The organism is Streptomyces sp. NPDC001903 (genome assembly GCF_042891345.1).
Classification (GTDB): Bacteria; Actinomycetota; Actinomycetes; order Streptomycetales; family Streptomycetaceae; genus Streptomyces.
Genome location: NZ_JBIASZ010000003.1, coordinates 585,939 through 609,593, shown reverse-complemented (window position 1 = coordinate 609,593; position 23,655 = coordinate 585,939). Strand labels below are relative to the sequence as shown.

23 protein-coding genes are annotated in these 23,655 nt (G+C 74.6%); 9 read left to right on the top strand and 14 right to left on the bottom strand.

The genetic code is table 11. The annotated features are described in order from the left end of the window. Nucleotides 1–145: 145 nt before the first annotated feature. From ACFYZS_RS09490 to ACFYZS_RS09475, 4 genes are all read right to left on the bottom strand, one after another. A complete protein-coding gene (locus ACFYZS_RS09490; protein WP_389008733.1) occupies nt 146–2,302 on the bottom strand; it encodes a discoidin domain-containing protein in 2,157 nt (718 codons plus the stop codon). A gap of 349 nt (nt 2,303–2,651) precedes the next feature. Then, nucleotides 2,652–5,507, bottom strand: coding sequence for a poly(A) polymerase (locus tag ACFYZS_RS09485; RefSeq protein ID WP_389008731.1), 2,856 nt, complete (start codon nt 5,505–5,507; stop codon nt 2,652–2,654). Beyond that, nucleotides 5,507–7,351, bottom strand: a complete 1,845-nt coding sequence (locus ACFYZS_RS09480; protein ID WP_389008728.1) for an RNA ligase family protein — start codon at nt 7,349–7,351, stop codon at nt 5,507–5,509. The genes ACFYZS_RS09485 and ACFYZS_RS09480 overlap by 1 nt, the downstream gene beginning before the upstream one ends. Nucleotides 7,352–7,440: 89 nt before the next feature. Then, entirely contained in the window at nt 7,441–8,082 is a 642-nt protein-coding gene (locus tag ACFYZS_RS09475; protein ID WP_389008725.1) for a TIGR03086 family metal-binding protein, read from the bottom strand. 110 nt (nt 8,083–8,192) lie between these two features. Between ACFYZS_RS09475 and ACFYZS_RS09470 the strand changes: the two genes are divergently transcribed. Further along, complete coding sequence (locus tag ACFYZS_RS09470) at nt 8,193–9,218, top strand: helix-turn-helix transcriptional regulator (protein WP_389008722.1); 1,026 nt, start codon at nt 8,193–8,195, stop codon at nt 9,216–9,218. On the opposite strand, the gene ACFYZS_RS09465 is transcribed toward ACFYZS_RS09470, so the two are convergent. The 3 genes from ACFYZS_RS09465 to ACFYZS_RS09455 form a co-directional block, all read right to left on the bottom strand. Beyond that, the gene (locus ACFYZS_RS09465) at nt 9,212–9,862 is read right to left on the bottom strand and encodes an NAD(P)-dependent oxidoreductase (RefSeq protein WP_389008720.1); all 651 of its coding nucleotides are present in this window, start codon (nt 9,860–9,862) and stop codon (nt 9,212–9,214) included. The genes ACFYZS_RS09470 and ACFYZS_RS09465 overlap by 7 nt on opposite strands. Before the next feature lie 119 nt (nt 9,863–9,981). Next, nucleotides 9,982–10,455, bottom strand: a complete 474-nt coding sequence (locus tag ACFYZS_RS09460; RefSeq protein ID WP_389008717.1) for a hypothetical protein — start codon at nt 10,453–10,455, stop codon at nt 9,982–9,984. A gap of 92 nt (nt 10,456–10,547) precedes the next feature. After that, nucleotides 10,548–11,810: a DUF418 domain-containing protein gene (locus ACFYZS_RS09455; protein WP_389008715.1), complete on the bottom strand. Its 1,263-nt coding sequence runs from the start codon at nt 11,808–11,810 to the stop codon at nt 10,548–10,550. A gap of 361 nt (nt 11,811–12,171) precedes the next feature. Between ACFYZS_RS09455 and ACFYZS_RS09450 the strand changes: the two genes are divergently transcribed. From ACFYZS_RS09450 to ACFYZS_RS09430, 5 genes are all read left to right on the top strand, one after another. Next, entirely contained in the window at nt 12,172–13,185 is a 1,014-nt protein-coding gene (locus tag ACFYZS_RS09450; RefSeq protein ID WP_389008712.1) for an NUDIX domain-containing protein, read from the top strand. Between the two features lie 111 nt (nt 13,186–13,296). Next, nucleotides 13,297–14,031, top strand: coding sequence for an SDR family oxidoreductase (locus tag ACFYZS_RS09445; protein ID WP_389008709.1), 735 nt, complete (start codon nt 13,297–13,299; stop codon nt 14,029–14,031). Between the two features lie 5 nt (nt 14,032–14,036). Continuing rightward, nucleotides 14,037–14,693, top strand: coding sequence for a GNAT family N-acetyltransferase (locus ACFYZS_RS09440; RefSeq protein WP_389008706.1), 657 nt, complete (start codon nt 14,037–14,039; stop codon nt 14,691–14,693). 48 nt (nt 14,694–14,741) lie between these two features. Beyond that, entirely contained in the window at nt 14,742–15,245 is a 504-nt protein-coding gene (locus ACFYZS_RS09435) for a hypothetical protein (RefSeq protein ID WP_389008703.1), read from the top strand. Between the two features lie 206 nt (nt 15,246–15,451). Next, nucleotides 15,452–16,396: a class I SAM-dependent methyltransferase gene (locus ACFYZS_RS09430; RefSeq protein WP_389008700.1), complete on the top strand. Its 945-nt coding sequence runs from the start codon at nt 15,452–15,454 to the stop codon at nt 16,394–16,396. 94 nt (nt 16,397–16,490) lie between these two features. Here the strand turns inward: ACFYZS_RS09430 and ACFYZS_RS09425 are convergent, their stop codons facing one another. Beyond that, nucleotides 16,491–17,990 (bottom strand): DEAD/DEAH box helicase, encoded by a 1,500-nt coding sequence (locus ACFYZS_RS09425; protein WP_389008697.1) that lies wholly within the window; start codon nt 17,988–17,990, stop codon nt 16,491–16,493. Nucleotides 17,991–18,096: 106 nt separating this feature from the next. After that, entirely contained in the window at nt 18,097–18,591 is a 495-nt protein-coding gene (locus tag ACFYZS_RS09420; protein WP_389008694.1) for a MarR family winged helix-turn-helix transcriptional regulator, read from the bottom strand. Between the two features lie 108 nt (nt 18,592–18,699). Here ACFYZS_RS09420 and ACFYZS_RS09415 point away from each other — a divergent pair, with 108 nt between their 5' ends. After that, nucleotides 18,700–19,053: an HGxxPAAW family protein gene (locus ACFYZS_RS09415; protein ID WP_389008692.1), complete on the top strand. Its 354-nt coding sequence runs from the start codon at nt 18,700–18,702 to the stop codon at nt 19,051–19,053. A 117-nt stretch (nt 19,054–19,170) separates the two neighbouring features. Continuing rightward, the gene (locus ACFYZS_RS09410) at nt 19,171–19,377 is read left to right on the top strand and encodes a cold-shock protein (protein WP_389008689.1); all 207 of its coding nucleotides are present in this window, start codon (nt 19,171–19,173) and stop codon (nt 19,375–19,377) included. Between the two features lie 88 nt (nt 19,378–19,465). On the opposite strand, the gene ACFYZS_RS09405 is transcribed toward ACFYZS_RS09410, so the two are convergent. Further along, complete coding sequence (locus ACFYZS_RS09405; RefSeq protein ID WP_389008686.1) at nt 19,466–20,047, bottom strand: TetR/AcrR family transcriptional regulator; 582 nt, start codon at nt 20,045–20,047, stop codon at nt 19,466–19,468. After that, on the bottom strand, nt 20,044–20,397 hold the full coding sequence (locus tag ACFYZS_RS09400; protein ID WP_389008683.1) for a DUF1304 domain-containing protein: 354 nt from the start codon (nt 20,395–20,397) through the stop codon (nt 20,044–20,046). Before ACFYZS_RS09400 ends, ACFYZS_RS09405 begins: the two co-directional genes overlap by 4 nt. Before the next feature lie 87 nt (nt 20,398–20,484). On the opposite strand from ACFYZS_RS09400, the gene ACFYZS_RS09395 reads away from it, so the two are divergent. Continuing rightward, the gene (locus ACFYZS_RS09395; RefSeq protein ID WP_389008680.1) at nt 20,485–21,480 is read left to right on the top strand and encodes a BtrH N-terminal domain-containing protein; all 996 of its coding nucleotides are present in this window, start codon (nt 20,485–20,487) and stop codon (nt 21,478–21,480) included. Nucleotides 21,481–21,555: 75 nt separating this feature from the next. Here the strand turns inward: ACFYZS_RS09395 and ACFYZS_RS09390 are convergent, their stop codons facing one another. The 3 genes from ACFYZS_RS09390 to ACFYZS_RS09380 form a co-directional block, all read right to left on the bottom strand. Continuing rightward, nucleotides 21,556–21,759, bottom strand: a complete 204-nt coding sequence (locus tag ACFYZS_RS09390) for a ferredoxin (protein WP_099894249.1) — start codon at nt 21,757–21,759, stop codon at nt 21,556–21,558. A 5-nt stretch (nt 21,760–21,764) separates the two neighbouring features. After that, entirely contained in the window at nt 21,765–22,952 is a 1,188-nt protein-coding gene (locus tag ACFYZS_RS09385) for a cytochrome P450 (RefSeq protein ID WP_389008677.1), read from the bottom strand. A gap of 135 nt (nt 22,953–23,087) precedes the next feature. Continuing rightward, nucleotides 23,088–23,426 (bottom strand): thioredoxin family protein, encoded by a 339-nt coding sequence (locus ACFYZS_RS09380; RefSeq protein ID WP_389008674.1) that lies wholly within the window; start codon nt 23,424–23,426, stop codon nt 23,088–23,090. Nucleotides 23,427–23,655 lie beyond the last annotated feature (229 nt).

The following is a 23,655-nucleotide window of genomic DNA, read 5'->3' as shown; positions in this document are numbered from 1 at the left end:
CTGTCGCCGCTCGGGGTGGCTTGCGCGCTCAGCCTCCCGGCCCCCCGGGCCGTAAACACAGGCGGGGCGGGCCCCCCCCCCCCCCCCGGGGGGGGGGGGGGGGGGGGCCCGCGCCCCCCCCGCGCCCGCGCGGTCCCCTCCCGGGTCAGGGGAAGGAGACGACCGTGGACGGGGTCGTCGACGTCCCCGAGGTGGGAGCTCCCGTGGCGTTGATGACGTGCTCGTACTGTCCCTTGCCGCCGAGCGAGACGACGAGCAGGTCGTGGAACTTCACGCCCGGCTTCACCGGCGCCTGGAAGCCGTGGTCCTGACGGATCGTCGGATCCACGTTGTAGTAGCAGTAGCTGCCCAGCCCCCAGCCCTCGTGGACGGTGACCGAGTCCGCCACCTTGTACGCGGCGTAGCCCTTGGTCGAGCCGTTCTGGATCGCGGCCTGGTCGGGGGCGTCGTACGCCTTCTCGTTCTGGTAGAAGACCGTGCGGCCGCGCTCGCCGTTCCACTGCACGTCGTACTTGTTGAAGTGTTCGACGAACAGTCCGGTGGCCAGCACGTCGTCACCGTTCACCCGGAACCCGTAGTCGGCGCGGTTGGTCTCCCAGCCCACCCCGTCGCCGTGGTCGGCGCGCCAGATCCAGGTGTGGTCGACGATCGTGTCGTGGTTGTTGACCACCATGCCGACGTCCGCCCTGCCGGGGCCCGCGCCGCCGACCCGGATGAACACGTCCTGCACGGTCGTCGGGTTGCCGCCGTGGTCCGTGGTCGTGCCGGCCGGGCCGACCTCCAGCAGGCTGGGCGACGTGACCGGCCCCGCGTCGATCAGGAAGCCGGCGAGCCGTACCCCGTCCACGTCGGCGACCTTCATCGCGGTGACCCCGTTGTCGGGGACGAGCGTGGCCAGGCCGAGACCCAGTACGACCGTGTCCGCGCGGTTCACCTGGAGGGTCCGGTCGACGTGGTAGACGCCGGGGGTGAAGAGCAGGTGCAGGCCCTGGGCCAGCGCCTGGTTCATCGTCGCGGCGGTGGTGCCCGGCTTGACCACGTAGAACCGGCTCAGCGGGAGCGAGCTGCCCTGGGGTGCGCCGTTGCCCCAGGACGTGCCGCGCGCGTTCACGCGCTTGGCCGGGACGAAGACCTTGTACTCGGTCCCGTCGAGGTAGAGGAAGGGCTTCTCCCGGGAGACGGGCGTGGTGTCGAGCGTGGTGTACGGCGGGTTCGGGAAGGACTGGGCGGGCGCGCCCTGGACCCCGGAGAAGACCTGGTTCCAGACGCCGTTGCCCCAGCCGCCGATCGAGCTGTCGCGCGTGTACCACTGCTGCTGCGAGTAGTTGCCGACCTGGCCGTCGATCTTCGAGTCGGCGATGTAGCCGCCCGAGGCCCAGCCGAAGCCGTCGGGGGCGAGGTTGAGTCCGCCCTTGACGTGCATCCGCCGGAAGGGGGCGGCCTGGGACACGGCCCAGCGGTCGGTGCCGTTCACGGGGTTGAGGGCGAGGTTCTCGGCCGAACGCCAGAAGTTCTGGGTGGCGTTGCCGCCGAACCAGCCCGCGTCGACGGTCACGTCCCCGTTGATGGTGGTGTCGTCGGGACTGAGGCCCAGCCCCGAGACGGAGGTGTAGAAGCCGATCTGGGCGTTGAGGCCGTTGTACGTGCCCGGCTTGAACAGGAACTGGTAGCGCCCGGCGCCGAACTGGGCCGACTCCTGCTGCCGGAACACCTCGTCGAGCCGGCCCTGGATGTTCGGCGTCGACGGGTCGAAGACGATCACGTTGGGGCCGAGGTCGCCGCCGCCGGGGAGGGCGGGGCCGCCGCCGGAGGTGCCGAAGACCTGGAACTCGTAGAGCGAGTAGCCCCACTGCGTGGCGCGCTGGGTCCCGTACACGCGGACGTAGCGGGCGGTGCCGGTGATGTCGTGGGTGGTGACCCCGCCGGCGGCCGCGCTCGTGGAGTAGGCGGTGCTCCACTGGGTGCCGTCGGCGGACAGCTCGATCCGGAAGGACTTGGCGTACGCGGTCTCCCAGCGCAGGACGACCTGGCTGAGCTGGGCGGGGGCGCCCAGGTCGACCTGGATCCACTGCGGGTCGGCGAACTGGCTGGACCAGCGGCTGGCGTTGTCGCCGTCGACGGCCGCGGAGGCGGGCGTGCCGGCGTTCTCCTGGCTGGAGGCGGTGGCGGGCCTGCCCTGGGAGAGGAGGACGGGCGCGGCCTGGGCGGTGGTGCCCGGGAGGAGCACGAGGAGGGCCGCGACGAGCGCGGCGGCGAGGGCGGCGACCGTCAGTCGCGGCGGATGGTCCGAGAGGCGGGGCATGGGGGGCTCTCCTGACGTCGTGGATCCGGGGGGGATCGAAGCGTGAGTGAACTGCCCGCCAGGAGGGTCGTCAAGGGTTTGAGCGTTCATGAAGTGAACGACTGAGTGGGTGTCAATTGCCGGTCGGGCCTGTGAACTCGGAGTTTCTTCAATCCTTGTGAAAAGTGTTGACGAAAAAAGACGGCAGGACTCTACTGAGGCTCCTGACCGCTCCGTCTCGCCGCGCCCGCTGGGCGGGACGGAGCCCGGCCGTCTTCGGAGAGTGGCCCTTGGCGGAGGGCCGGGAGCGGCGTGTGTTCGTTACTTGGCGCCGGGGCGAGAGCGGGGGTGGGGGCGGTTCCTGCGAGGCTCACCCGAGTGAGGGGACCGCTCCGCCCTCCGCCCAGGTGACCTCGACGCCGGGGAGGCCGGCGGACCAGCGGCCTGCGAGCGCGGTCAGTCCGGCCCCGTCGGGCGGGGCGGCGCCGAGCCCGATCGCGTACCGGGCTGACACGGGGGAGCGGGCGAAGGGGCGCGGCCAGGCGTGCGCGTCCCCGACACCGGCCTCCGCGAGGGCGGCGAGCAGGGCCCGCATCCGGCCCCGGGCCCGGCCCAGTCGCTCCTCGAACTCCCGCGGCTCGTCGGCCCGTACGGTCACCACCGCCCAGGCCGCGTGGCGCCGGTGCGGGGGCGACGCGGCAGGGGCCCCGGCGCCCGACTCCTCCTCCAGGAGCTCCCAACCCCGGTACAGCTCCCCGACCAGGAGGTCGCGCAGACCCGGGCCGACCTGGGCCGTGCAGGTGCGGACCGGTGCGGAGGGGGTCAGGACGGTGACGGGGCCGGGTTGCGGCTCGTGGGGCGCCGCCGTCAGGGCGATCGGGTCGCGCCAGTCCCAAGCGGCCCAGGTCCCGAAGAACTCCCGGAGCAGGGCCGCGGGGGACAGGCCGTCGCCCTCGCGGACCGTACGGGCCGCCAGTACCGCCCAGGCCAGCCCCGGCAGCCCGCCGAACGGCGCCGAGTCCAGGCCCCGTGCGCGGGCCCACGCCTTGACCTCCCGGGCCAGCGCGACGAACCGCGCATGCCGCCCGTCGCCCACGAAGTCCCGTACCGCGTCGGCGTCGGCGACCGCGCCGAGCGCGATCGCGGCCGCCTCCCCGAGCTCCGCCCGCCGCCGCACCGCCTCGGTCGGATCCACCGCTCCCGTGCCGACGACCACCAGGTCCACGTCCAGCCCGGCCGCGCGCAGCCGCAGCCCCGGCACCCGCGCACCGACGACCTCCCGCAGCCGCTCGGCCTCCGGGAGCGCTGCCGCGACCCGCTCCCGCACCTCGGCGATCGAGGCCGTGCCCGGGAGCGCGGCCACCAGATCGAGGTCGGCTCCGGGCAGGGCGCAGCCCATGCGGCGGGATCCCGCGAGGTGCACCACGCCGTCGCCCAGCGCCTGTGCGATCCGGGCGGTGAGGGCCTCGGCACCGGTCTCCCGCACGGGCGGCGCTGCCGGCTCGGCTTCCGGCTCCGGCACCCATCGCCAGGCACCCGTGCCGAGTTCCACCGTCGCCCGCACCCGCATCGGGCCGTCCCCGCGCCGGGACAGCACCGCCAGCTCCCCGACGCGGGCCGCCATCCCGGTCCCGGATCCGGTCCCGGATCCGCCGAGCCGCGCGGCGAACTCCGCGAGGGCCCGCTGCGGGTCCCGGCTGCGCCCGAGCGTCAGGTGCGGGGTGAAGCCGTCGCGCCCCCGGCACCCCGGGAACCGCTCCGCGAGCCCTCGCCGCAGCCGCTGCCACGGCTCGTCGCCGGCCGCCGCCGGGTCCAGCCACAGCGTGGCGTCCTCCCGGTGCCCGAAGCTGTGCACCCCGGCCGGCCGGGCCGTGAACGGCGCCGTCCGCGCGGCCGCTTCGGCCAGCAGGGGCAGCGCCTCCTCGAACGAGGACTCCGGTACGAAGCCGAACAGCAGGTTCACGTGCGCCGGCCAGCGGTGTACGGCCGGGTCGTGCGCCCGGCGCAGCTCCTCCACCGCCGGATCGTGCGGCGGCAGCCAGGCCACCGCCGTCCGCGCGGTCGCCCGTACGTCGAGCACCGCGCGCCCGTCGGCGCGCTCGCCGAAGTCCACCACCGCCTCCACCCCGAAGTGGTCGGAGATGAACAAGCCGTCCGGGTCGGGGGTGTTGCCCCGCAGGGCGGCCTCCCGTACCCGTGCCCCGGCCGAGCGCAGCAGGACCCGGTCCAGCCGGCCGGGCCGCCCCGACAGCGAGCCCACCGCGGCCAGCGGATTGGCCACCGGATCGAAGGTGGGCGTGGCGTCCTCGGCCCCGTGCACCTCGGTCCAGGCGTCCCGCATGCCCAGCGCCGCAGCCGGACCCTCCGGCCCGCAGCGGCCGTCGTTGAAGTCGCCGAGCAGCGCCGCATCCGCTTCGATGCCGCTCAATCCCTCGGCGATCCGCGCCAGTTCGGCTCCTCGCCGTCCGGATCCGTTCTCCGTGTGATCGCTCGTCAGATGGACGCAGGCCACGACGAGCGGGCCGCCCGCGGTGTCCACCGTCACCGCCGCGACCGCCTTGTGCGGACCCAGCACATGCAGCCCCGCCTCCCGTACGGGCAGCCGGCTCAGCACCAGCAGCCCGCTCGCGGCCACGTCCTTGCCACGCGGATCGGTGGTCACCGTGTACCCGGAGCGCACCCACGGCTGTGCCAACAGCATGTCGAGCAGCGCCGGTTCGACCTCCTGGAGGGCGATCACATCGGCGTCGGCGGCCGCCAGGTCGACCAGCAGCAGCGGCCTGCGCCGGGCGGTGTCGATGAGCGGGGCGTCGTACCGGTCCCACAGGGTGTTCCAGGTCAGCAGCCGTACGCTCCGAGGCCCCGGTCCGAGGTCGGGGGTCCCGCCGCCGGCCCCGGCCGGGCGCCAGGCGCCGCCGTCCGCCGGATCCCAGGCGTGCGGGGTCCGGGCGGTGAAAAACGGGGCCCGCAGCAGCCTTGGTTCGCGGATCCGGCCGGCCTCGGTGGAGTCGATGAGGTCCACACCGCTCGCCCGGTCCCATACGAGCTCGCCGTCCGCCTCCACGAACAGCACCCGGTGCCAGGGGATGTCGCCACCCGGGACGAAGGACGGCAGCGGGACCCGCTTGGGCGGCGCCCCGCGCTGGTGCAGCCCGAACACGAAGCGTGCGGGGTCGAAGCGGGGGTCCCAGCGGACCTGGTGGTAGAGCTCCTCGCTGGTACGCATCAGCCGTCCTCGCCCACTGCCGCGGCCGCGGCCGAAGACACCGGTACCTGCGCCCCCTGCCGCACCGCCCCGATGGTCCCCGCCGTGTCCTCCACGGTCCCGCCGGCCCCGATGTACCGGATGCGGTGGCCGCCCCCGTGCCCCGGATACGGCGGGCTGAACCGGTGCAGCTGCGTGGTCAGCACCTGCGCCGGCACGGGATGGGGCCGTACGGCATTGCGCCGGACCAGCTCCGCCTCCTCGACCAGCACCACGGCCTGGGTGACCAGCGCGTCCCGGCGCCGCGCGACCGCCCCCGCCAGGCCCCGCTGCTGCTCGGTGAGGGAGGTGGCGTCCCACACCACCGTGCCCCCCGAGTCCGTCGCAGCGGCCAGCGCGGCGTCCAGCCGGTCCAGGCCCTCGCGCAGCACCTCCGCGTTGGCGCCCTGGTCGGCCCGGGAACCCCGTGCGGCGCGCAGATCGTCGAGGCCGATGTACGCGGCCACGCCCGGCAGACCCCGGGCGTACGTGCTCTTGCCGCTGCCCGAGGGCCCGCACAGCTGCACCAGCCTCGGGAAGCGCCCGTCGCGCCACCGCCAGGTCGCGGCGACGGCCTCCTCGGCGGTGGAGATCCCGCCCCGCCCGAACGCCTCGCGGGCCTCCGCCCAGCAGCGGTCCGCCGCGTCCGGACCGAGGTCCCCGAGGGCCTCCCGCAGCCCGGCCCGCAGCGGACCCAGCGGATCGGGGCCGAGCAGCCCGGCCTCCTCGGCGTACAGCGCGGACCACTCGACCTGTTCGCGGGCCTGCGCGTCGCCCGCTGCCGCGGCCCCCGCGAGGGCGTGCAGCACGCCGAGATCGGCGGCGGAGGCCATCCGGACCAGCCCGGCCCGCCGCCCCTCCTCGGGGAACGGCCGTTGCAGGTACGGGTACAGCCCGACCAGGTCGGCCACCCGCCGGGCGAGCGGCATCCCCAGCGGCCCCGCCGCCCACCGCGCCGCGATCCGGCCCCGCGGCGCGCGGTGCAGTACGGCGGCCAGTACCCCGGCCAGCCGGGCCTCGCCGGTGCGGCCCGACGCGTCGAGCCGGCCCGCCACCTCGGCGACGACCGGCTCGACGCCAGGGGCGCCCGCTTCGCCGGCCGACAGGTACGACCCGCCCCCGCCGTCGGGTCCGCAGACCGGGCCGAGGGCCGCCGCCAGCTGCGCCGCGTCCGGCTCGGAGCCCGAGCGCACCGCCCACAGCGGGGCCCGCGGACCGAGCCCGTTCGGCACCACCTGCGCGTACATCCAGTGCGTGTCGGTCTGTACGTGGCCGCCGCGCACCCACTTGGCGACGCGGCGTCCGAACTCGGACCGCGTGAACCCGGCCGCGGTCCGTACGACGTACCCCTCCTGCCGCGTCGTGTCCAGGCGCAGCCTGCGCAGCGCGCGCTCGTCGAAGACGCCCCTCCAGAGCACGCGCGGGGTGGGCACGCCGAGGGCATGCAGGAAGCCCACCGTCCGGTCCCAGTCCAGGCAGTGTTCGCCGTCCCACACCGAGAACCCGTAGAACCAGCTGTCGAGGTCCTCGTACGGGATCGAGTGGCGGGCGTACAGGTTCTCCCCGCACACCCGCCACCCCGCCGGTATGCCGGCGCCGATCCGGCTCTGGAGGCCCTTGACCCAGGCGCGCGAGGGGTGGTGGCCGGAGTCGAGCGAACGCGCGTGGAGGCCGTCCGCGTACAGGGTGGTGTTCTCCCCGTCGAGCTTCTCGGTGACCACGACCTCGTGCCCGGCCAGCCCCCCGGACCCGGCGGCGCGCACGTCGTCCGCCGCCGCCCCGGGGGACCAGGGCAGGTGGGGGGTGCGGGGGTAGTGCGTGCGCATGGCCGGCTCCAGCTCGACGACGGGGGTACGTCGTCACTCTAGGTATCCGGAGCCGGGGCATCCACCCGATATCCCCCGAACCGGCCCGCTCAGGGCCGGCGTCCGGCCCAGGCCACCAGCCGGTCGATGGCCGGGGCGTCGGGGCCCACGGTCACCACCTCGGCGAACGGGATCCGCCCGCCGCGGGTTTCGGCCGGGAGCGCGCGGCGTACGACGGCGATCACGCGCTCGATCAGGGCCGGGTCCCACTCCGGCTGCTGGCCGGTCGCCGTCGCCAGGTCCCAGGTGTGCACGACGAGTTCGTGGGTGTAGACGGCCGCGGCGGCCGCACCCGGCAGCTCGCCGATCGGAAGCCGCAGCCGCCGGCCCAGGATGCCCGGGTCCGCCCACACCTCCGCGACCTCGCGGGCGGCCGGCTCCCAGGCCTGTGCCCAGGCACCGTCGGCGAGCTCGTCGGCGAAGGACGGGACGCTGAACGGGTCCTCGCCGCGCCCGATCACCGAGATCCGGCGGACGACGGCGACGAGGTGGCTGGACAGCCGCCGTACGTCGAACTCCTCGCAGGGGGTGGGGGCGTCGTACTGCCCGGGCCGGACGGCGGCCAGCGTACGGCCCGCCAGCTCGACGGCCGCGGCGAGGTCGAGCCGCGGATCGAAGGAGGCGACGGAGGTGTCGGTGACGGTGTCGGTGTCGGCGGGGGTGGTGTCGATGAGCTGCGTGTTCTCGTTCATGTCTTCATCCTGGAAGCCAAAGTGGCCACCTCCTGGCCAGTTTCCCGAAGAGAATGAAACGGAGCGGCGCCGACGCGGGCGCCGATGCCGACGCACGAGGAAAGAGGCACATGAGAGCCGACCGGCTGGTGGCGACCCTGCTCTTCCTCCAGGAGCGGGGCCGCGTCACCGTCCCCGAGGTGGCGGCCGAACTGGAGGTGTCCGAGCGCACCGCGCGCCGCGACCTGGAGGCCCTGGCCGCCTCCGGCATCCCCGTCTACTCGCAGCGCGGCCGCGGCGGCGGCTGGTCCCTCGTCGGCGGGGCCCGCACCAACCTCACCGGCCTGACCGCCGACGAGATCCGGGCGCTCTTCCTCGTCACCGGGCCCCTGACGGCCACCCCCGAGCTGCGGACCACCCTGCGCAAGCTGGTCCGCGCGCTGCCGCCCACCCTGCGCGCGGAGGCCGAGGCCGCCACCCGCGCCGGAGTCGTCGACTCCACGGACTGGTCCCGCAACGCCGTCACCGCCGATGCCGCCCACCGCTCCGCGCTCCAGGGCGCCGTCGTGGACGGGGTCCGCGTGCGCCTCGGGTACGCGGGAGTCGGCAAGCCGGCCGGCGAGCGTACGGTCGACCCCCTCGGGCTCGTCGCCAAGGCGGGCGTGGACTACCTGGTCGCCGGTACGGACAAGGGCCTGCGCACCTTCCGGCTCAGCCGGGTCACCTCCGTCGAGCCGACCGGCGAACCCGTCGTCCGGCCGCCCGGCTTCGACCTGGCCACGGCCTGGCGGGGGCTGTCCGGGGCCTTCCAGGACGGCATGAACGCGGTGACCGCACGGGCCCGCGTCCACCCGGACACGCTGGCCCTGCTGCAACGGTTCCTCGGCGGCCGGGTGCGCGTCGGCGGTCCGCTGCCCGACGGTTGGACCGAGGTCTGGGTCGACGGCCCGGCCGCCAAGGCGCTGGCAGGCCATCTGGCCGGGCTGGGGGCGGGGGTCGAGGTACTGGAGCCGCCGGAGGTGCGGCAGTGGCTGGCCCGGCTCGGCGCCGAACTCACGGCCGTGTACGCGGGGGACGCGGGGGACGCGCCGGACGTGCGGGACGTGCGGGACGCGGAGGACGCGCCGGACGTGCGGCGCGCACCGCCCGGTCAGTAGCCGATGGTGAACCGCTTGCCGGAATGCGCGTCGCGCTCGATCTCGTCGACCAGGGCCACGGCGTAGTCCTCGGCCGATACGCGGCTGAGGCCGTCCTCGTCCACGACCAGGTCGTCGAGGGCCAGCCGGTACGTGCCCGTCCGCGCACCCGGCGCGATCTGCGCGGCGGGGCTCAGACAGGTCCAGCGCACCTCCTCGACGGGCACCGTGCGCAGGAAGTCCAGCGCCTCCCCGTGGGCGTGCATGAGGGCGCGCACCGGCTCCGGGACGCCCGCCGCGTCCCAGACCAGCGGTCCGTCGGGGGTGCGCAGCGAGCCGGCCCCTCCCACGACGATCACCCGGGGGCGGGGTACGTCCGGTCCGAGCGTGCAGACGCCGCCGATCAGGGACTTGGCGGCGGTCACGAGGAAGCCCGGATCGCCCGCCCCGGGACCGACGGCGCTGACGACCACGTCCTGGCCGACGGCCGCCTCGGCGACGGAGTGCGGGTCGAGGACGTCGCCGTCGAGCACCTCGGCTCCGGAGTCCGCGATCTTCGCGGGGTCGCGGACGACCGCGGTGACCTGGTGGCCCCGGTCGAGTGCTTCGCGCAGCACGCGGGCTCCGATGGTGCCGTTCGCGCCGAACAGGGCGATCTTCGCCATGGCGACTCCCTGGGAGGTGGAGGCGGTACGGGCCTCAGGTCGGACCCGCAGCGCCCATCCAAGCGAACCGGCCCCCCGCCATCCGGCAGCCGGGCCGCGTCCACACAGATGATCCACATCTAATGGCAGAGGGCGACGATCGACGGGGAGACGGTGCCCTTGGCCGCCTCGCACAGGGGCGCCATGTCGTACGTGCGGGGCGGCGCGGGCCGGGCTTTCGGCTGGGCCGGCGGGCGTTTGCGGGGCTTCGGCGCCGGGGCGGGGCGCGCGGGCCGCACCGGCCGCACCGGCGCGCGGTCACGGGCCCGGGGCGGCGGCGGCCGGTCGGCATCGGCCTGCGCCGCGGCCGGTGCGGGAGGCTCCGGCGCGGGCGGCGGCGGGGCCTGCGGGGTGTGCGACGCCGGCAACCGCCCCAACGGCAGGGCGTCGGCCACCGCTTCCCCGCCCGCCGACCGGTCCGCCGTGCGGTCCGCGGCCGGAGCCGTACGGGCCGCCTCCGCGGGCCGGTCGGGTCGTACGGTCACGCACCCGGCGGTCAGTGCCACCGCGGCGAGGATCAAGGGCAGGGGCAGGGTCACCCGGCGCAACTGCATCCGCCCACCCTGCCGTACGAAGGCCGCCGGAACCTACGCACCGTCACACACACGGGTGACGGCACGGCGGGGCCCGCAGGTGCGCCGGGGTCTCAGCGGCCGGGGTGCGTGGCCAGCCGGAGCAGGTGCTCCAGGGGCCCCCGGCGCAGCGGGCTGTCCCGCCAGAGGTGTTGCCAGGCCCAGGCGGCCGTCAGGGCCACGCCCGCGAAGCCGGCCAGCGCTCCCCAGGACGCGGCCCCGTGGGCCGGTCCGGCCAGGACCAGCGCGTGCAGGACGTACGCGCTGAGCGCCATCGCGCCGAGCGCGGTCAGCGGCCGCAGCAGCCGCGCCGCGGCCCGGCGGCGCGCGGCGAGCACGAAGAGCCCGATGAGCGCGCAGCCCACCCCCGCGTTGCCGATCGTCTCCAGCGGCGTCTGGCTGTACGGATCCGCCACCAGCAGCCAGTCCCACGAGGTGCTCGGCACGGCGCCGAACTGCCCGCTCAGCACCTCCCGTACGGGATCGGCCGCCCCCAGCGCCTCCGGATGGCGGGCCGCGATCACCTCGAGCAGCCGCTCGCGGCCGCCGAGCGGATGGGTGGCCACCCAGGCGGTCCCGTGGCCCGCGGCCGCGGCGGCCGCGCCCCACACCGCCATCCGCCGGGCCGCCCGGCCTTCGCGCAGATCGCAGAGCCGGCCGAGGGCCAGCCCGGCCAGGACGTACGGGAAGTACGTGGCCAGCGGGTACGCGCCCGTCAGCAGCAGCTCGCACAGGACCCGGCCGAGCCCGTCCCACCCGGTGAGGGCGGTGAGTTCGGGGACCGCGCCGCGCCCGGAGGCCTCGTACCCGAAGACCGGGCCGAGCAGGAACGACAGCAGGGGACCGGCCACCACACCGACCCCGGCCACGGCGGTCAGCACCGGGGTGGACAGCCGGGTGAAGGGCTCCGCGGCGAGGAAGTAGACGGCGAAGAAGGCCAGGATGACCAGGATCCCCGGCCAGAGGGCCGCCAGCAGCAGGCCCAGCGCGGCCAGGACCGCGCAGCGGATCAGCAGGGGACGGTAGCGGTGCGCCCAGCCGCCCGGCTGGTCCGCGGGGGTGCGGCCGCGCTGGGCGAGGGCGAGCGAGAAGCCGGCGAGGAGGGTGAACAGCGCGGGCGCCCGCCCGTCGGCCGCGACGATCAGGTACCCGGCGCCCTCGGGCCGCGGGCCCGGACCGACGTGCACGGCGAACATGCCGAGGACGGCCAACCCGCGGACGGCGTCGACGGCGGCGAGCCGCCCGCTGCCGCTGCCGCCGCAACTGCCGCTGTCCGCCCCCTGACCCGTCGCGGTCCCCGCCTGCGCGCCCCCCGCCCCTGCCCCCGCCCCCGTCATCCGCGCGTGACCGGGTCGGCACCGGAGCGTGCGACGGCGGGCTCGATGCTCCACCGTCGGTCGGGGGCGGCCCTGTTGGCCGTGCCCGCACCCGAGTCCGTACGGGAGGCGCGTCGCATCCTTCTGCCTCTCCTCGGTGGTGCCGCGGGGTCCGGGGCGGGTCCGGTGACGTGGTCGGACCGACGGTTTTCATGCCGCCGGTCCGCGGGACGAACGTACCAACGAGGAGGTAACAAGGTAATAAGGAGGTATAGCGACGGCAAAGCGGCGGTCAGTGACCGGAGTGGTGCAGCGGCGTAACCCCCGGGCCGTCAGGGCTGTTTCACAGGCCGATGGTCCATCCACGGTGAACGGAGTGCCGATGCCGCAGCTGACCGACGAGGCCTTGACCGAAGACGAGGGCGGCCGGGCGGGCACGTGGATGACCCCGCAGGAGTACGGGGCTTCGCGGGCCGCGCTCTGGACCGGAGCCGTGGTCCTGGTCACCGACGCCGACGGCCGGGTCCTCGTCCAGAGCGTCGACTACCGCCCCGACCGGCTGCTGCCCGGCGGCGCCGTGGACGCGGGCGAGGCCCCGGCCGCCGCCGCGGCCCGCGAGGTGCGCGAGGAGCTCGGGGTCGACGGCAGCTATCCGCGCGGGCTCGCGGTGGACTGGATCCCGGCCGACACCCCCGGCATCCCGCCCGAGATGGGCTTCCCGGGGGAGATCCTGCACGTGTACGACGGCGGCACCTGGACCCCGGAGCGGATCGACGCGATCCGCCTCCCGGCCCAGGAGATCACCGGCATCCACTTCGCCGAACCGGCCGACCTGCCCGCCCTGATGGACCCGGGCGACGCCCGCCGCGCCCTGTCGGCGCTGTGCGCCCGCATCAACGGCGGCGGCCCGGCCCTGCTGGAGGACGGCCGCCCCACCCTGCCGACCGCGCTGGACCGGCTCGGGGTCCTGCGCGCCCCCCGCGCCCGGCTCCACGGCGCCTGGCACCCCGGCCCGGCGCCGGCGGCGCTGCCCGTACGGGAGTCCTCGGCCTGGCTGTTCGCCCCCGACGGCCGGGTACTGCTGCTGGTCTCCCGCGCCACCGGCGCGGCACGGCTCCCGTCCCCGACGGCGGGCTCCGCCCCGCTCGGCTACCGCGAAGCCGACGGCGCGGCCCATCCCCGGACGGTGGCCCGCCTTCCCTGCCCGCCCCCGGCCGCGGACCCGGCGTACGCGCGCCTGCTGGCCACCCCGGAGCAGGTCCGCGAGCTCGCCGACTGGGGCCCGGCCGGCCACGCCGAACTCGCGGCGGTCCACGAGGCCCGCGGTCGCCTCTCCCTCCCTGCGCCACCCCGCACCCCCCTCACCGAGCTGGCGGAGGAGGGGTCGGCCCGCTGATCACGCCGAGCCGGGCCCTGCGCCGGCTCGGGCACGCCGCCCCGGTCGAACGGGCGTACGGAGCGGCTGCGATCATGTGCGTGTATCGAACAGCGGATCCGGAGCGTGGCCATGGGGTTTGAACATCACCGTGTCGTCATCACCGCCGGCGGGCGGGACTTCGGGCGGACCCTCGCCCTCCGGTTCGCCGCACGGGGCGCGGAGGTCCACCTCTCCGCGCGGACCGCCGAGGCCGCCGAACGCGTCCGCGACGAGATCCTGGCGCAGGGCCACGGGGCCGATCGCGTCCACGCGTACGCCTGCGACCTCGCGGACCCCGCCTCCGTGCGGGAGTTCGCCGCCGCGGTGGCCGCCCGCACCGACCGCGTCGACGTGCTCCTCAACAACGGCTCCCGCTACCAGCACGGTCCGGACCTGCTCTCCGCCTCCGACGAGGACGTCGTCGAGACCCTCGCCTCCGGGGCCACCGGCACCGTCCTCGTCACCAAGGCCTTCCTCCCGCTGCTCCTGAACTCCGACAAGCCCGACATCGTGACGATGGTCTCCACCTGCGGCGAAAGCGGCCACCACCGCTCCGACGCGCACGACGCCTTCTACGCCGCCAAATCCGCCCAGGCCGGTTTCACCGAGATCCTGTCCCGCAGGCTGCGCGAACAGGGCGTCCGCGTCATCTCCCTCTACCCGCCGGATTTCGACAACCACGACCCGCTGTCCCCGGAATGGGAGGGCGCCCCGCGCACGGCGAAGGACCCGCTGACCGCCCAGTCGCTGGTGGACTGCATCTTCTTCGCGGTCGGCCAGCCCCGGGACTGCTTCATCAAGTCCTTCTCCTTCGAACAGGTCTGACGGGCATGGGAGGTACGCGCGACACGCTCGCGGAGATCCTGGCCGCGGCGGCCGCCGGGGAGTTCCCGCCGGCCGACGGCGGGACGACGGTGGTGCCCCAGCCGAGTCCCCGCGACGCGGGTGTCGTCGCCTTCACCGCGCACTCCGTCGTGTTCACCGACGAGGACCCGCAGTGGGTGCGCTCCGCCCTCGCCGCCCTCGAATGCGACGCCCTGGCCGCCACCATGCACCCCCGGTTCCTCGCCGCCCTGCTGGACCGCACCCGCCGGACCACCGACACCGTCGACCTGCTCACCGTCGCCGGCCCGCTGCCCGGCGATCCACCGCTGGAGCTGCGCGAGGTCGACGACCCCGACCACCCGCGGGTGCGCCGGGCCCTGCGCCGCCGCGACGACGTCCGGGTCTGGGCGGCCGACGGGGGAGTGCTCGTGCTCGGCCGCGGCGTCGCGGGCCGCTGGGAGACGGCCATCGAGGTGGACGAGGGGGTCCGCCACCGGGGCCTGGGCCGCGATCTGGCCCGCGCCGCCCGCCACCTCGTCCCCGACGGCGGACCGGTCTGGTCCCAGCAGGCCGCGGGCAACGCCCGCAGCATCCGGGCCTTCCAGGCCGCCGGATTCCGCCCGGTCGGCTCGGAGGCCCTGCTGCTGGCGCCCGCGGCCTGAGGCACCCCTGGACGTCGGGGGTTCACCGGGGTCGTGTGGAATGGGTGTATGGGGAGAAGCGAGAACCACATACGGGCCGAGGCCACGGCCACCGCGGTCGAGCACTGGCGCTACGCCCGCCACCTCGAAACCCTGGCCGCCGCGGCCCTCGGGGCGGACGAGGCCGGCGAGGCGGAAGCCGTGGCCGCCGTACTGCGTGATCGCGACCCGGTGATGGCCGAGAGTGCGGTGGTCACCCACCTCGACCGCCGCGCCGCCCAACTGCTGGCCGACCCGCGCTTCCCCGGCTGGGCCCTCGCCGTGGGCACGGCGATCGGCGACCGCGCCTTCCCGGCCCGCCGCCTGCGCGAGTGGACCCTGCTCAAGGCCATCAGCGACGGCGGCCCGTGGTCCGCGGCCGAGCTCACCGCCGCCTCCGACTGGTGCCAGCGCACCGCCGCCCAGTCGCTGGGCTCGTACGAGGCCCTGGACCTGCTCGCCGCCACGGCCCGGACCCACCGCGTGCGCAGCGCCGCCGCCGCGCGCCTGCGCCGCCGGAACCTCGCGGGCTGAGGCCGGCCGCGGGCGCGGCGGGAACCACCGGGGGAAGCCCGCCGGGAAGAAAGGGTCAATCGGGAGCAAGACGGGAAATCGGCGGCAGCGGTTCCATCCGCTGTGTACAAAAATCTCGTCACACGGACGTTCGGGGGTTTAAGGTCTGCCTACCTGGCCGGGTATCAGCGTTGATTCCGATGCCGTTCCACTGGAGGCTGCTCTCCGTGTCGCACGTTTCCCAAGCTCCCGTCACCACCCCCGACGGCGAGCCGGCCCCGCCCGAACCCACCGCGTACGACCAGGTCAACGGCTGGTTCTCGGGCTATGACCAGGTGCTCTTCGACTGGTTCCTGACCCGCCGCGGCGGCGCGGAGGAGAAGCCGGGGGATCTTCTCGAGCTCGGCGCGTTCATGGGGAAGAGCGCGATCTTCCTCGGGGGGTACCTGGGGGAGGGCGAGGAGTTCACGGTCTGCGACCTCTTCGACTCGCCCGCACCGGACGACTCCAACCTCGCCGAGATGCAGGACTCGTACCCCACGCTCACCCGCCGCGGTTTCGAGACCAACTACCTGGCCTTCCGCGAGAAGCTCCCCACGATCATCCAGGCGCCGACCTTCGTCGTCGCCGACCGGGTGCGCCCGGCGAGCTGCAGGTTCGTCCACATCGACGCCTCGCACCTCTACGAGCACGTCGTCCAGGACATAGCCTCCTCGCGCGTCGTGGCGGCCCCGGGAGCCGTCGTCGTCTTCGACGACTACCGCTCCGAGCACTGCCCCGGCGTCGCCGCCGCGGTCTGGGCCGCGGTGGCCACCGGCGAGCTGCACCTCATCTGCGTCTCGGCCTCGAAGCTGTACGCGACCTGGGACGACGCGGCGCCGTACCAGGCGGAGCTGCTCACCTGGCTCGAGGGCCGCGAGGACCTGTGGCACGGCGTCGACCTCGTCGCGGGCCAGTCCCTGGTCCGCATCGGTGACGAAGGGGCCGTCCCGCCGGCGCCGCCGAAGCCGCTGCGTCCGGCTCCCGAGCCCGTCGCGGCGCCCGTGCCGCAGCAGGCGCACCAGCCCGGACCCCGCCCGCGGGCGGGCACGGCCTGGCGCCGGCTGGCCAAGGACCTGCTCCCGCCGGTGGTCACCCGCGCGATCGTGGCCTGGCGGCGCCGCCGCCGCTGACCCGCGACGCGGCCCGCCCTCGGACACGCGTACGGTGCCGGTCCCCGCGTCGGGGGCCGGCACCGTACGTGTGGAGGTGGCGCCGTGCGGTGGCTCAGCCGCCCTTGCGGACCCGGGCCGCGCGCCGTGCCTCGGCGAGCTTGCGGGCCTCCGAGGTCTTGCGGGACTCCTTGCCCGCGCCGGGCCGGCCCGGACGCGTGCCGATCCCGCGGAAGCCGAGGTCCGAGCCCGAGGGCCGGCCCTTGGCATCGGTCGGCTCGGCGCCCGCCAGCGGCACCCCGGACGGGGCCTTGGCCCCGGTGATCCGGCTCAGCGCGGCCTCGCCGGAGCGGACCTGGGTGATGGTCGGCCGGATCTTGGCATCGGCCATCAGCCGGACCATGTCCCGGCGCTGGTTCGGGGTGACCAGGGTGACGACCTTGCCGGACTCGCCCGCGCGGGCGGTACGGCCGCCCCGGTGCAGGTAGTCCTTGTGGTCGGCGGGCGGGTCCACGTTCACGACGAGGTCCAGGTCGTCGATGTGGATGCCGCGGGCGGCGACGTTCGTCGCGACGAGGACCGTGACGGCCCCCGTCTTGAACTGCGCGAGGGTGCGCGTGCGCTGCGGCTGCGACTTGCCGCTGTGCAGCCCTTCCGCCCGTACGCCCATGGCCCGCAGGTGCTTCACGAACTGGTCCACGCCGTGCTTGGTGTCCAGGAACATCAGCACCCGGCCCTCGCGCGCCGCGATCTCGGTGGCGGCCGAGTACTTGTCGGCGGAGTGGATGTGCAGCACGTGGTGGTCCATCGTGCTCACCGAGGCCGCCGACGGGTCCACCGAGTGGGAGACCGGGTCCTTCAGGTAGCTCCGTACGAGCTGATCCACATTGCGGTCCAGGGTGGCCGAGAACAGCATCCGCTGCCCGGCGTGGTGCACCTGGTCCAGGATCTCGGTGACCTGCGGCATGAAGCCCATGTCGCACATCTGGTCGGCCTCGTCGAGGACGGTGATCCTCACCCGCTCCAGGTGGACGTCGCGCCGCCCGACCAGGTCGCTCAGGCGCCCGGGGGTGGCCACGACGACCTCGGCGCCGGTGCGCAGCGCGCCGACCTGCTTGCCGATCGACAGCCCGCCGACCACCGTGGCCATCCGCAGGCCCACGGCCTGCGCGTACGGCGTGAGCGCCTCGGTCACCTGCTGCGCGAGCTCGCGCGTCGGTACGAGGACCAGGGCCAGCGGACGCTTCGGATCGGCCGTGCGGCCCGCGGTGCGCGCCAGCAGGGCCAGGCCGAAGGCCAGGGTCTTGCCGGAGCCGGTCCGGCCGCGGCCGAGGATGTCCCGGCCGGCCAGGGAGTTGGGGAGCGTGGCCGCCTGGATGGGGAACGGCTGCGTCACCCCCAGGTCGGTCATCGTCTTCACCAGCTCACGGGGCAGGTCGAGCTCGGAGAAGGCCTCCACCGGCGCCAGCGCCGGCTCGACCGTCTTCGGCATCGCGAACTCGCCCTTCAGGGGGGCGGTCCGAGGGGTCTTGCCGCCCGACTTCGCACCGCCCTTGGGGCCTGCCTTGACTCCGGCCTTGATGCCGAAGCGCCCGTGAACCGACGGGTTCTTCATGCAGAACCTTCCGTGAGACGTGAAAAGACGAATTTTACCATCGGGGCCGAGGCGCCCAGGGGCCGCGGGCGCCGGGGAGCCACGGTTGCCACGGGGCCGCGGGGCACTACGGGGTCGCGGGGCCGAGCCGCCCGCTGCGCACCTCGGCGAGGTGGGCGGTCATCTCGACGGTCGCCCGCGCGAACCAGTCGGCGATGACGGCGGTCTCCTCGGGGGAGTACTGCGCGAACACCGCGCCGAGCCGGGCGTAGAAGGGCTCGTACACGGCGAAGACGCGGGCGGCGGCCGCCGGGTCGGCCACCACGCGCACCCGGCGCCGGTCCGCGGGATCCGGCTGCCGGCGGGCGTATCCGGCCCGCTCCAGGCGGTTGAGCACCCCGGTGACGGCGCCGGTGGTCAGGTTCGTGAGCTCCGCGAGGTCGCCGGCGCCCAGCGGGGTGTCCCCGGCTCCCAGGATGTGGCCCAGGCAGGTCAGGTCGGTGACGTTCAGCCCCAGCAGCTGCGCGACTTCCTGCTGGCCGATGATGCCCAGCGCGACGTACCGGTCCATGCGCGACAGCGCCTCCTGGGCCGTGGCCGAGGGGCGGGACTTGCCCTGCACGCAGATACTCCTTAGTGTCTAAGTAACTTAGCTCGTGAGATGCTTATCTTGTTCACTAAGGCATCTCGTCCTCCGAGCCTACTGCCGCCCGTCCGTCTGGGGAGAATCATGAGCGCGCACGGAGACGTCGACCTGGGCCACACCGTCGCCGGCTGGACCGGCACCGTGCTGGCCCTGCTGGGCTGTACCGGGGCCGGGGCCGCCGTGTGCGCGGCCTGGGCTCCCGGGATCTGGCTCGGCCTCGGCCTCGTCGCGGTGGCCGGAGTGGCCACCTGGGTCCTGCACCTGGCCGGCTGGGGCAAGCCCAGCGGCCCCCGCCCCCGCGCCGAGTGGGACTGGCGCACCCGGGACACCTCCGCGCGGACCGGGCACGCGAACTGCCTGGGCTGCCGGGCCGGCGGACCGCGCCGCGCCGCCGCGGCGGCTGCGCGGACGCGGCCCGCCGAGCTGGCCGGTCAGTAGTTCGAACACCCCCCGATCGGCCGCGCCTGACGTGTGGTGGGTGGGGCGTGAGGGCAGGATGGTCCCGGCTGCACCGCACGTGCGGCCCGCGTGGAACGTTGAGAAGGATCAGTACTGATGGCAACAGGCATCGTGAAGTGGTTCAACTCGGAGAAGGGGTTCGGCTTCATCCAGCAGGACGACGGCGGGCCCGACGTGTTCGTGCACTTCTCCGCCATCCAGACCACCGGCTTCAAGGAGCTGGCGGAAGGCGCGGCGGTCGAGTTCGACGTCACCCAGGGCCCCAAGGGTCCGCAGGCGGAGAACGTGGTCACTCTTCGGTGAAGCCGCTGTGACGCCACTTCACGGGCCCGGTCCGTGACATGAGCCCCGCCGGTCGGTCCGGCGGGGCTCATGGCCGTCACGGGCGCCCTCACGCGGTGGGAGGCCGGGAGCCCGCGCGGTGCAGGGCCAGCAGCAGCGGCCAGAGGTGGTCCGCCAGCTCGGCCGGGGAGCCCGGAATGCTGTCGTGCAGCCAGTCGGCGAGGATCCCGGTGAAGGTGGCGGCCACGGCCGAGGCCACCAGGTCGGCGTGCGGGGCGCCGGCCGCCGCGCGCTCGGCGCGGGCCCGGGCGCGCAGCTCCCGGTGGAGCCGCTCGCCGAGCGGTCCGCCGCCGCCCGGCAGGAGCAGGGTGCGGTACAGGGGTGCGTGCGCGGCGGCGTCGGAGAGGAAGCCGGCCAGTGCGGCCGGGGGGCGGGCCGGGGCCTGGGCCCGGGGATCCGTCTGCCAGGCGTGCAGGGCGTCGACCGCCGCGTGCACCACATCGGCGCAGGCGTCGACGGCCAGCGCCGGGAGGTCCTCGTAGTGCAGGTAGAACGTGGCGCGGCCGACCCCGGCCCGGCGGACCACCGCCGAGACGCTGACCTCCCCGAGCGGCCGGTCCGCGCACTCGGCGAGGAGGCTCTCGCGCAGCCGGGCCTTGGTGCGCGCGGTGCGCGGGTCCCCGGGGCTCACGCGGCCAGCAGCGCCGCGCCCAGGGCGAGCGCGCCGGGCAGGGCCTGGGCGACGAGGATGCGGCGATTGGCGGTCGCGCCCCCGTACAGCCCGGCGACGATCACGCAGACGAGGAAGAAGACCTGGGTGGCGAGCGAGTCGATGACCAGCGACCAGACCAGGCCGGCGGCCAGGAAGCCGTTGTAGAGGCCCTGGTTGGCGGCGAGCGGCGCGGTGCGGCGGGCGAGGTCCTCGTCGAAGCCCGACAGGGCCCGGCCGGGCGGCCGCTGCCACAGGAACATCTCCAGAACCAGGAAGTACACGTGCAGGGCGGCGACGCCGCCTATGAGGACCTGAGCGACCGTGTGCACGGCAACCTCCACTTGATCGGATTTCCTGGACAACTGTACAGGAAGTCGTCGTCGGGTCCATGGTCGGTGCGCGGCTAGGCTGACCGCATGACTGTGCTCGTGTACGAAGACTTCGGAACCGGACGCCATCGCGAGGCCTCCCTGATCCGCCACGCCCTGGGCAGCGCCCACGACGAGGAGCTGATCGCGGGCCTGGCCGGCGGGATCGGCTTCATGTACTTCGTGTTCGAGTACGCCGGCCGGGCGCCCATCGCGACGATCGTCGCGCAGGCTCATCCCGAGCCCTGGGTGCAGGTCGCGCTGCGGCGCCTGCGCATCCCCTACGACGCCACGCGCGCCACCAAACCCCGCTGGGGCCGGGTACGCGCCGCGCTCGACGGCGGCCAGCCCGCCTTCTGCGTCGTCGACCGGTCCTCGCTGCCCTGGCACGAGGCCGACGCGGACGCGGAGATGACCGGCGCCGACCCGTACACCGTCGTCATCGCCGGATACGACGGCGACGACCTGCTGATCGAGGACGGGGCCGAGACCCCCTACCGGATCGACCGCGAGGAGTTCGGCGCGGCCTGGACCGCGCACCGCAAGGGTCGCCACCAGCTCGTCGTGCCCACCGGACCGGCCGAGGGCGAGCCGGACGTCGAGGGGGCCGTCGCCGCGACCGCCACCCGCCTCACCGGGCCGGTGCTCGGCAACCACTTCGACGTCAACTTCGGCTTCTCCGGCATGGAGAAGCTGGCCGCGCAGCTGCGCGACCGGACCACCAAGGCGGGCTGGGAGCGGCGGTTCGGCACCCCGGAGGCGTTCCGGGCGGGCACCGGGCGGCTGTACGCCTGCCTGGAGGAGGAGTGGACCGCCCCCGGTGCCACCCGGCCGTTGTACGCCGACTTCCTCGACCTCGCCGGGCGGCCCGAGGCGGCCGCGCTCCTGCGGGAGTCCGCCGCGCACTGGTCGCGGCTGGCGGCCGCGGCCCGTACGGCCGATCCGGACTCCGACGCCGCCGCGCGGCGGGCCCTGTTCGACGAGTGCGCCGAACTCGTGGACCGCTCGCTGGAGCTGGAACGGCGGGCCGTCGCCCTGTTCTGAGCCGTACGGGCCGTTCTGAGCCGTACGGGCTCCCGCGGACCAGTCGCTCCGTACCGCGTCACCCCGGTACCGCGCTCACTCCTCCCGGATGCTGATCGCGGCGACCGGGCAGGCGCGGGCGGCCTCGCGGAGCAGCGGGCTGCCGTTGCCGTCCTCTCGGCCCGGGAGCACCTGGCTGAAGCCGTCGTCGTCCTGGGTGAACACGTCCGGGGCGGTCAGGGCGCACTGTCCGGCGCCGATGCAGATGTCCGTCTTGATGTCGATGCGCTGTGGCGACATGCTCCTCACCATGCCACGGGGAGTTCGACCATGCCCTGAATGGTGTCGCCGGGTCGGAACGGGATCCGGTCCGGCTCGGCCGCCAGCCGCAGGCCCGGCAGCCGTGCGAACAGCGTCCCCAGGGCGATCTCCATCTCGGCGCGGGCCAGGTTCTGCCCGAGGCACTGGTGGACGCCGAATCCGAACGCGACGTGGTGCCGGGCGGACCGGTGCCAGTCCAGCGCGTCCGGCCGCTCGAACACCGCCTCGTCCCGGTTGATGACGGAGGTGGAGAAGATCACCCCGTCGTCGGGGCGGATCGTCACCCCGCCGATCTCGATGTCCTCGGTGGCCACGCGCAGCATTCCGTCGGCGATGGACAGGAAGCGCATCAGCTCCTCCACGGCCACCGAGATCAGCGCCGGGTCGGCGCGCAGCTCCGCCAGCTGCTCGGGATGCCGCAGCAGGGTGAACGTACCGAGCGAGATCATGTTCGCCGTGGTCTCGTGGCCCGCGACCAGCAGGATCGCGGCCAGTGCGACCAGCTCCTCGACGTCGGTCTCGCCGGTCTCCAGGCGGGTCGCGACGAGCTCGTCCAGCAGCCCGTCGCCCGGGTCGGTCCGCTTGCGCTCGATCAGATCGGCCAGGTAACCGTTGATCTGGTCCCGCGCGGCCTCCACATCGGCGAGCTCGGGCCCGCGCAGGAGCCTTCGCGACGCGCCCTCGAAGAACTCGTGGTCCTCGTACGGGACTCCGAGCAGGGCGCAGATCACCATCGAGGGGACGGGCAGCGCGAAGTCGCTCACGAGCTCCGCCGAAGGGCCCCTGGCGACCATCTCGTCGATCAGCCGGTCCACGGTCTCCTGGATGGCGGGCCGCAGGGCCGCGGTCCGCTTCAGGGTGAAGCTCGGGATGAGCATGCGGCGCTGGGCGTTGTGCTCGGGGTCGTCGACGCCGAGCAGGGCCGTACGGCGGTACTGGAGGCCCTTGAACCGCTTCGTGGGAGCGGGGAAGGCCTCGTTGCTCCGGTCGGCGGAGAGCCGTCCGTCGGAGAGCAGGGCGCGCGCCTCGGCGTGCCCGGTGACCACCCAGACCGAGCGGCCGTCGAAGAGGGTGACCCGGGAGAGCGGCCGGCCCTCGCGGAGCGGGTCGTACGCGGTCGGCGGGTGGTAGGGGCAGGTTCGGTCCTGGGGAAAGGCAACGGTCTCTGACATGCAGCACCTCGTAAGCATGGTTCCGTGGTCCGTCTCGCCGGAATCCATTACATGCCCTAGGCACCTATCTGACCTATGCCACTTTCGGCCAGATACCCCACTTTGACCCGCCCGGCCCAGAGGCCGCCGGGGCGCTCAGAGGTGGGCGTCCAGGAAGGCCCGGAGCTCGGCGCCGCTCATCGCCCCCGCGTGGCTCGCCACCGCCTCCCCGTCCTTGACGAGGACGACGGTGGGGGCACCGGTCACGGCGAAACGCCTGGTCGGCTCGGGGCAGCGGGTCATGTCGGTGCGCACGGCCGTCAGGCGCGTGCCGTACTCCTCGGCCGCCGCGGCCACGAGCGCGTCCATCGCGCGGCAGGCCTCCAGGGCCTTGGGCCAGGTCCCGATGAAGTAGGCGAGAACCGGCCCCTCGGTCATGCCGAGGATGAAGTCGAACTCCTGGTTCTCCAGCGGCTGGTGTACCCGACGGGCCATGGGCGGTGCTCCTGCTTCGTGTGACGGGTGATGCGTGCGCGCGCCCCCATCATCGCCGCCGGGTCCGCCGCGCCCGAATTCCCGTCCGGAACGGGTGTTTCCGCCAAGGGTCCGGGGCGTTTGCCGCGGATTGCGGGAGGGCCCTTCGGTCGATGCTCCAGGGCGGTTTTCAAGGGGTGGGGCAGATGCGGGACTTCATGTATGTTGCGCACGGCATTTTCGCCACATG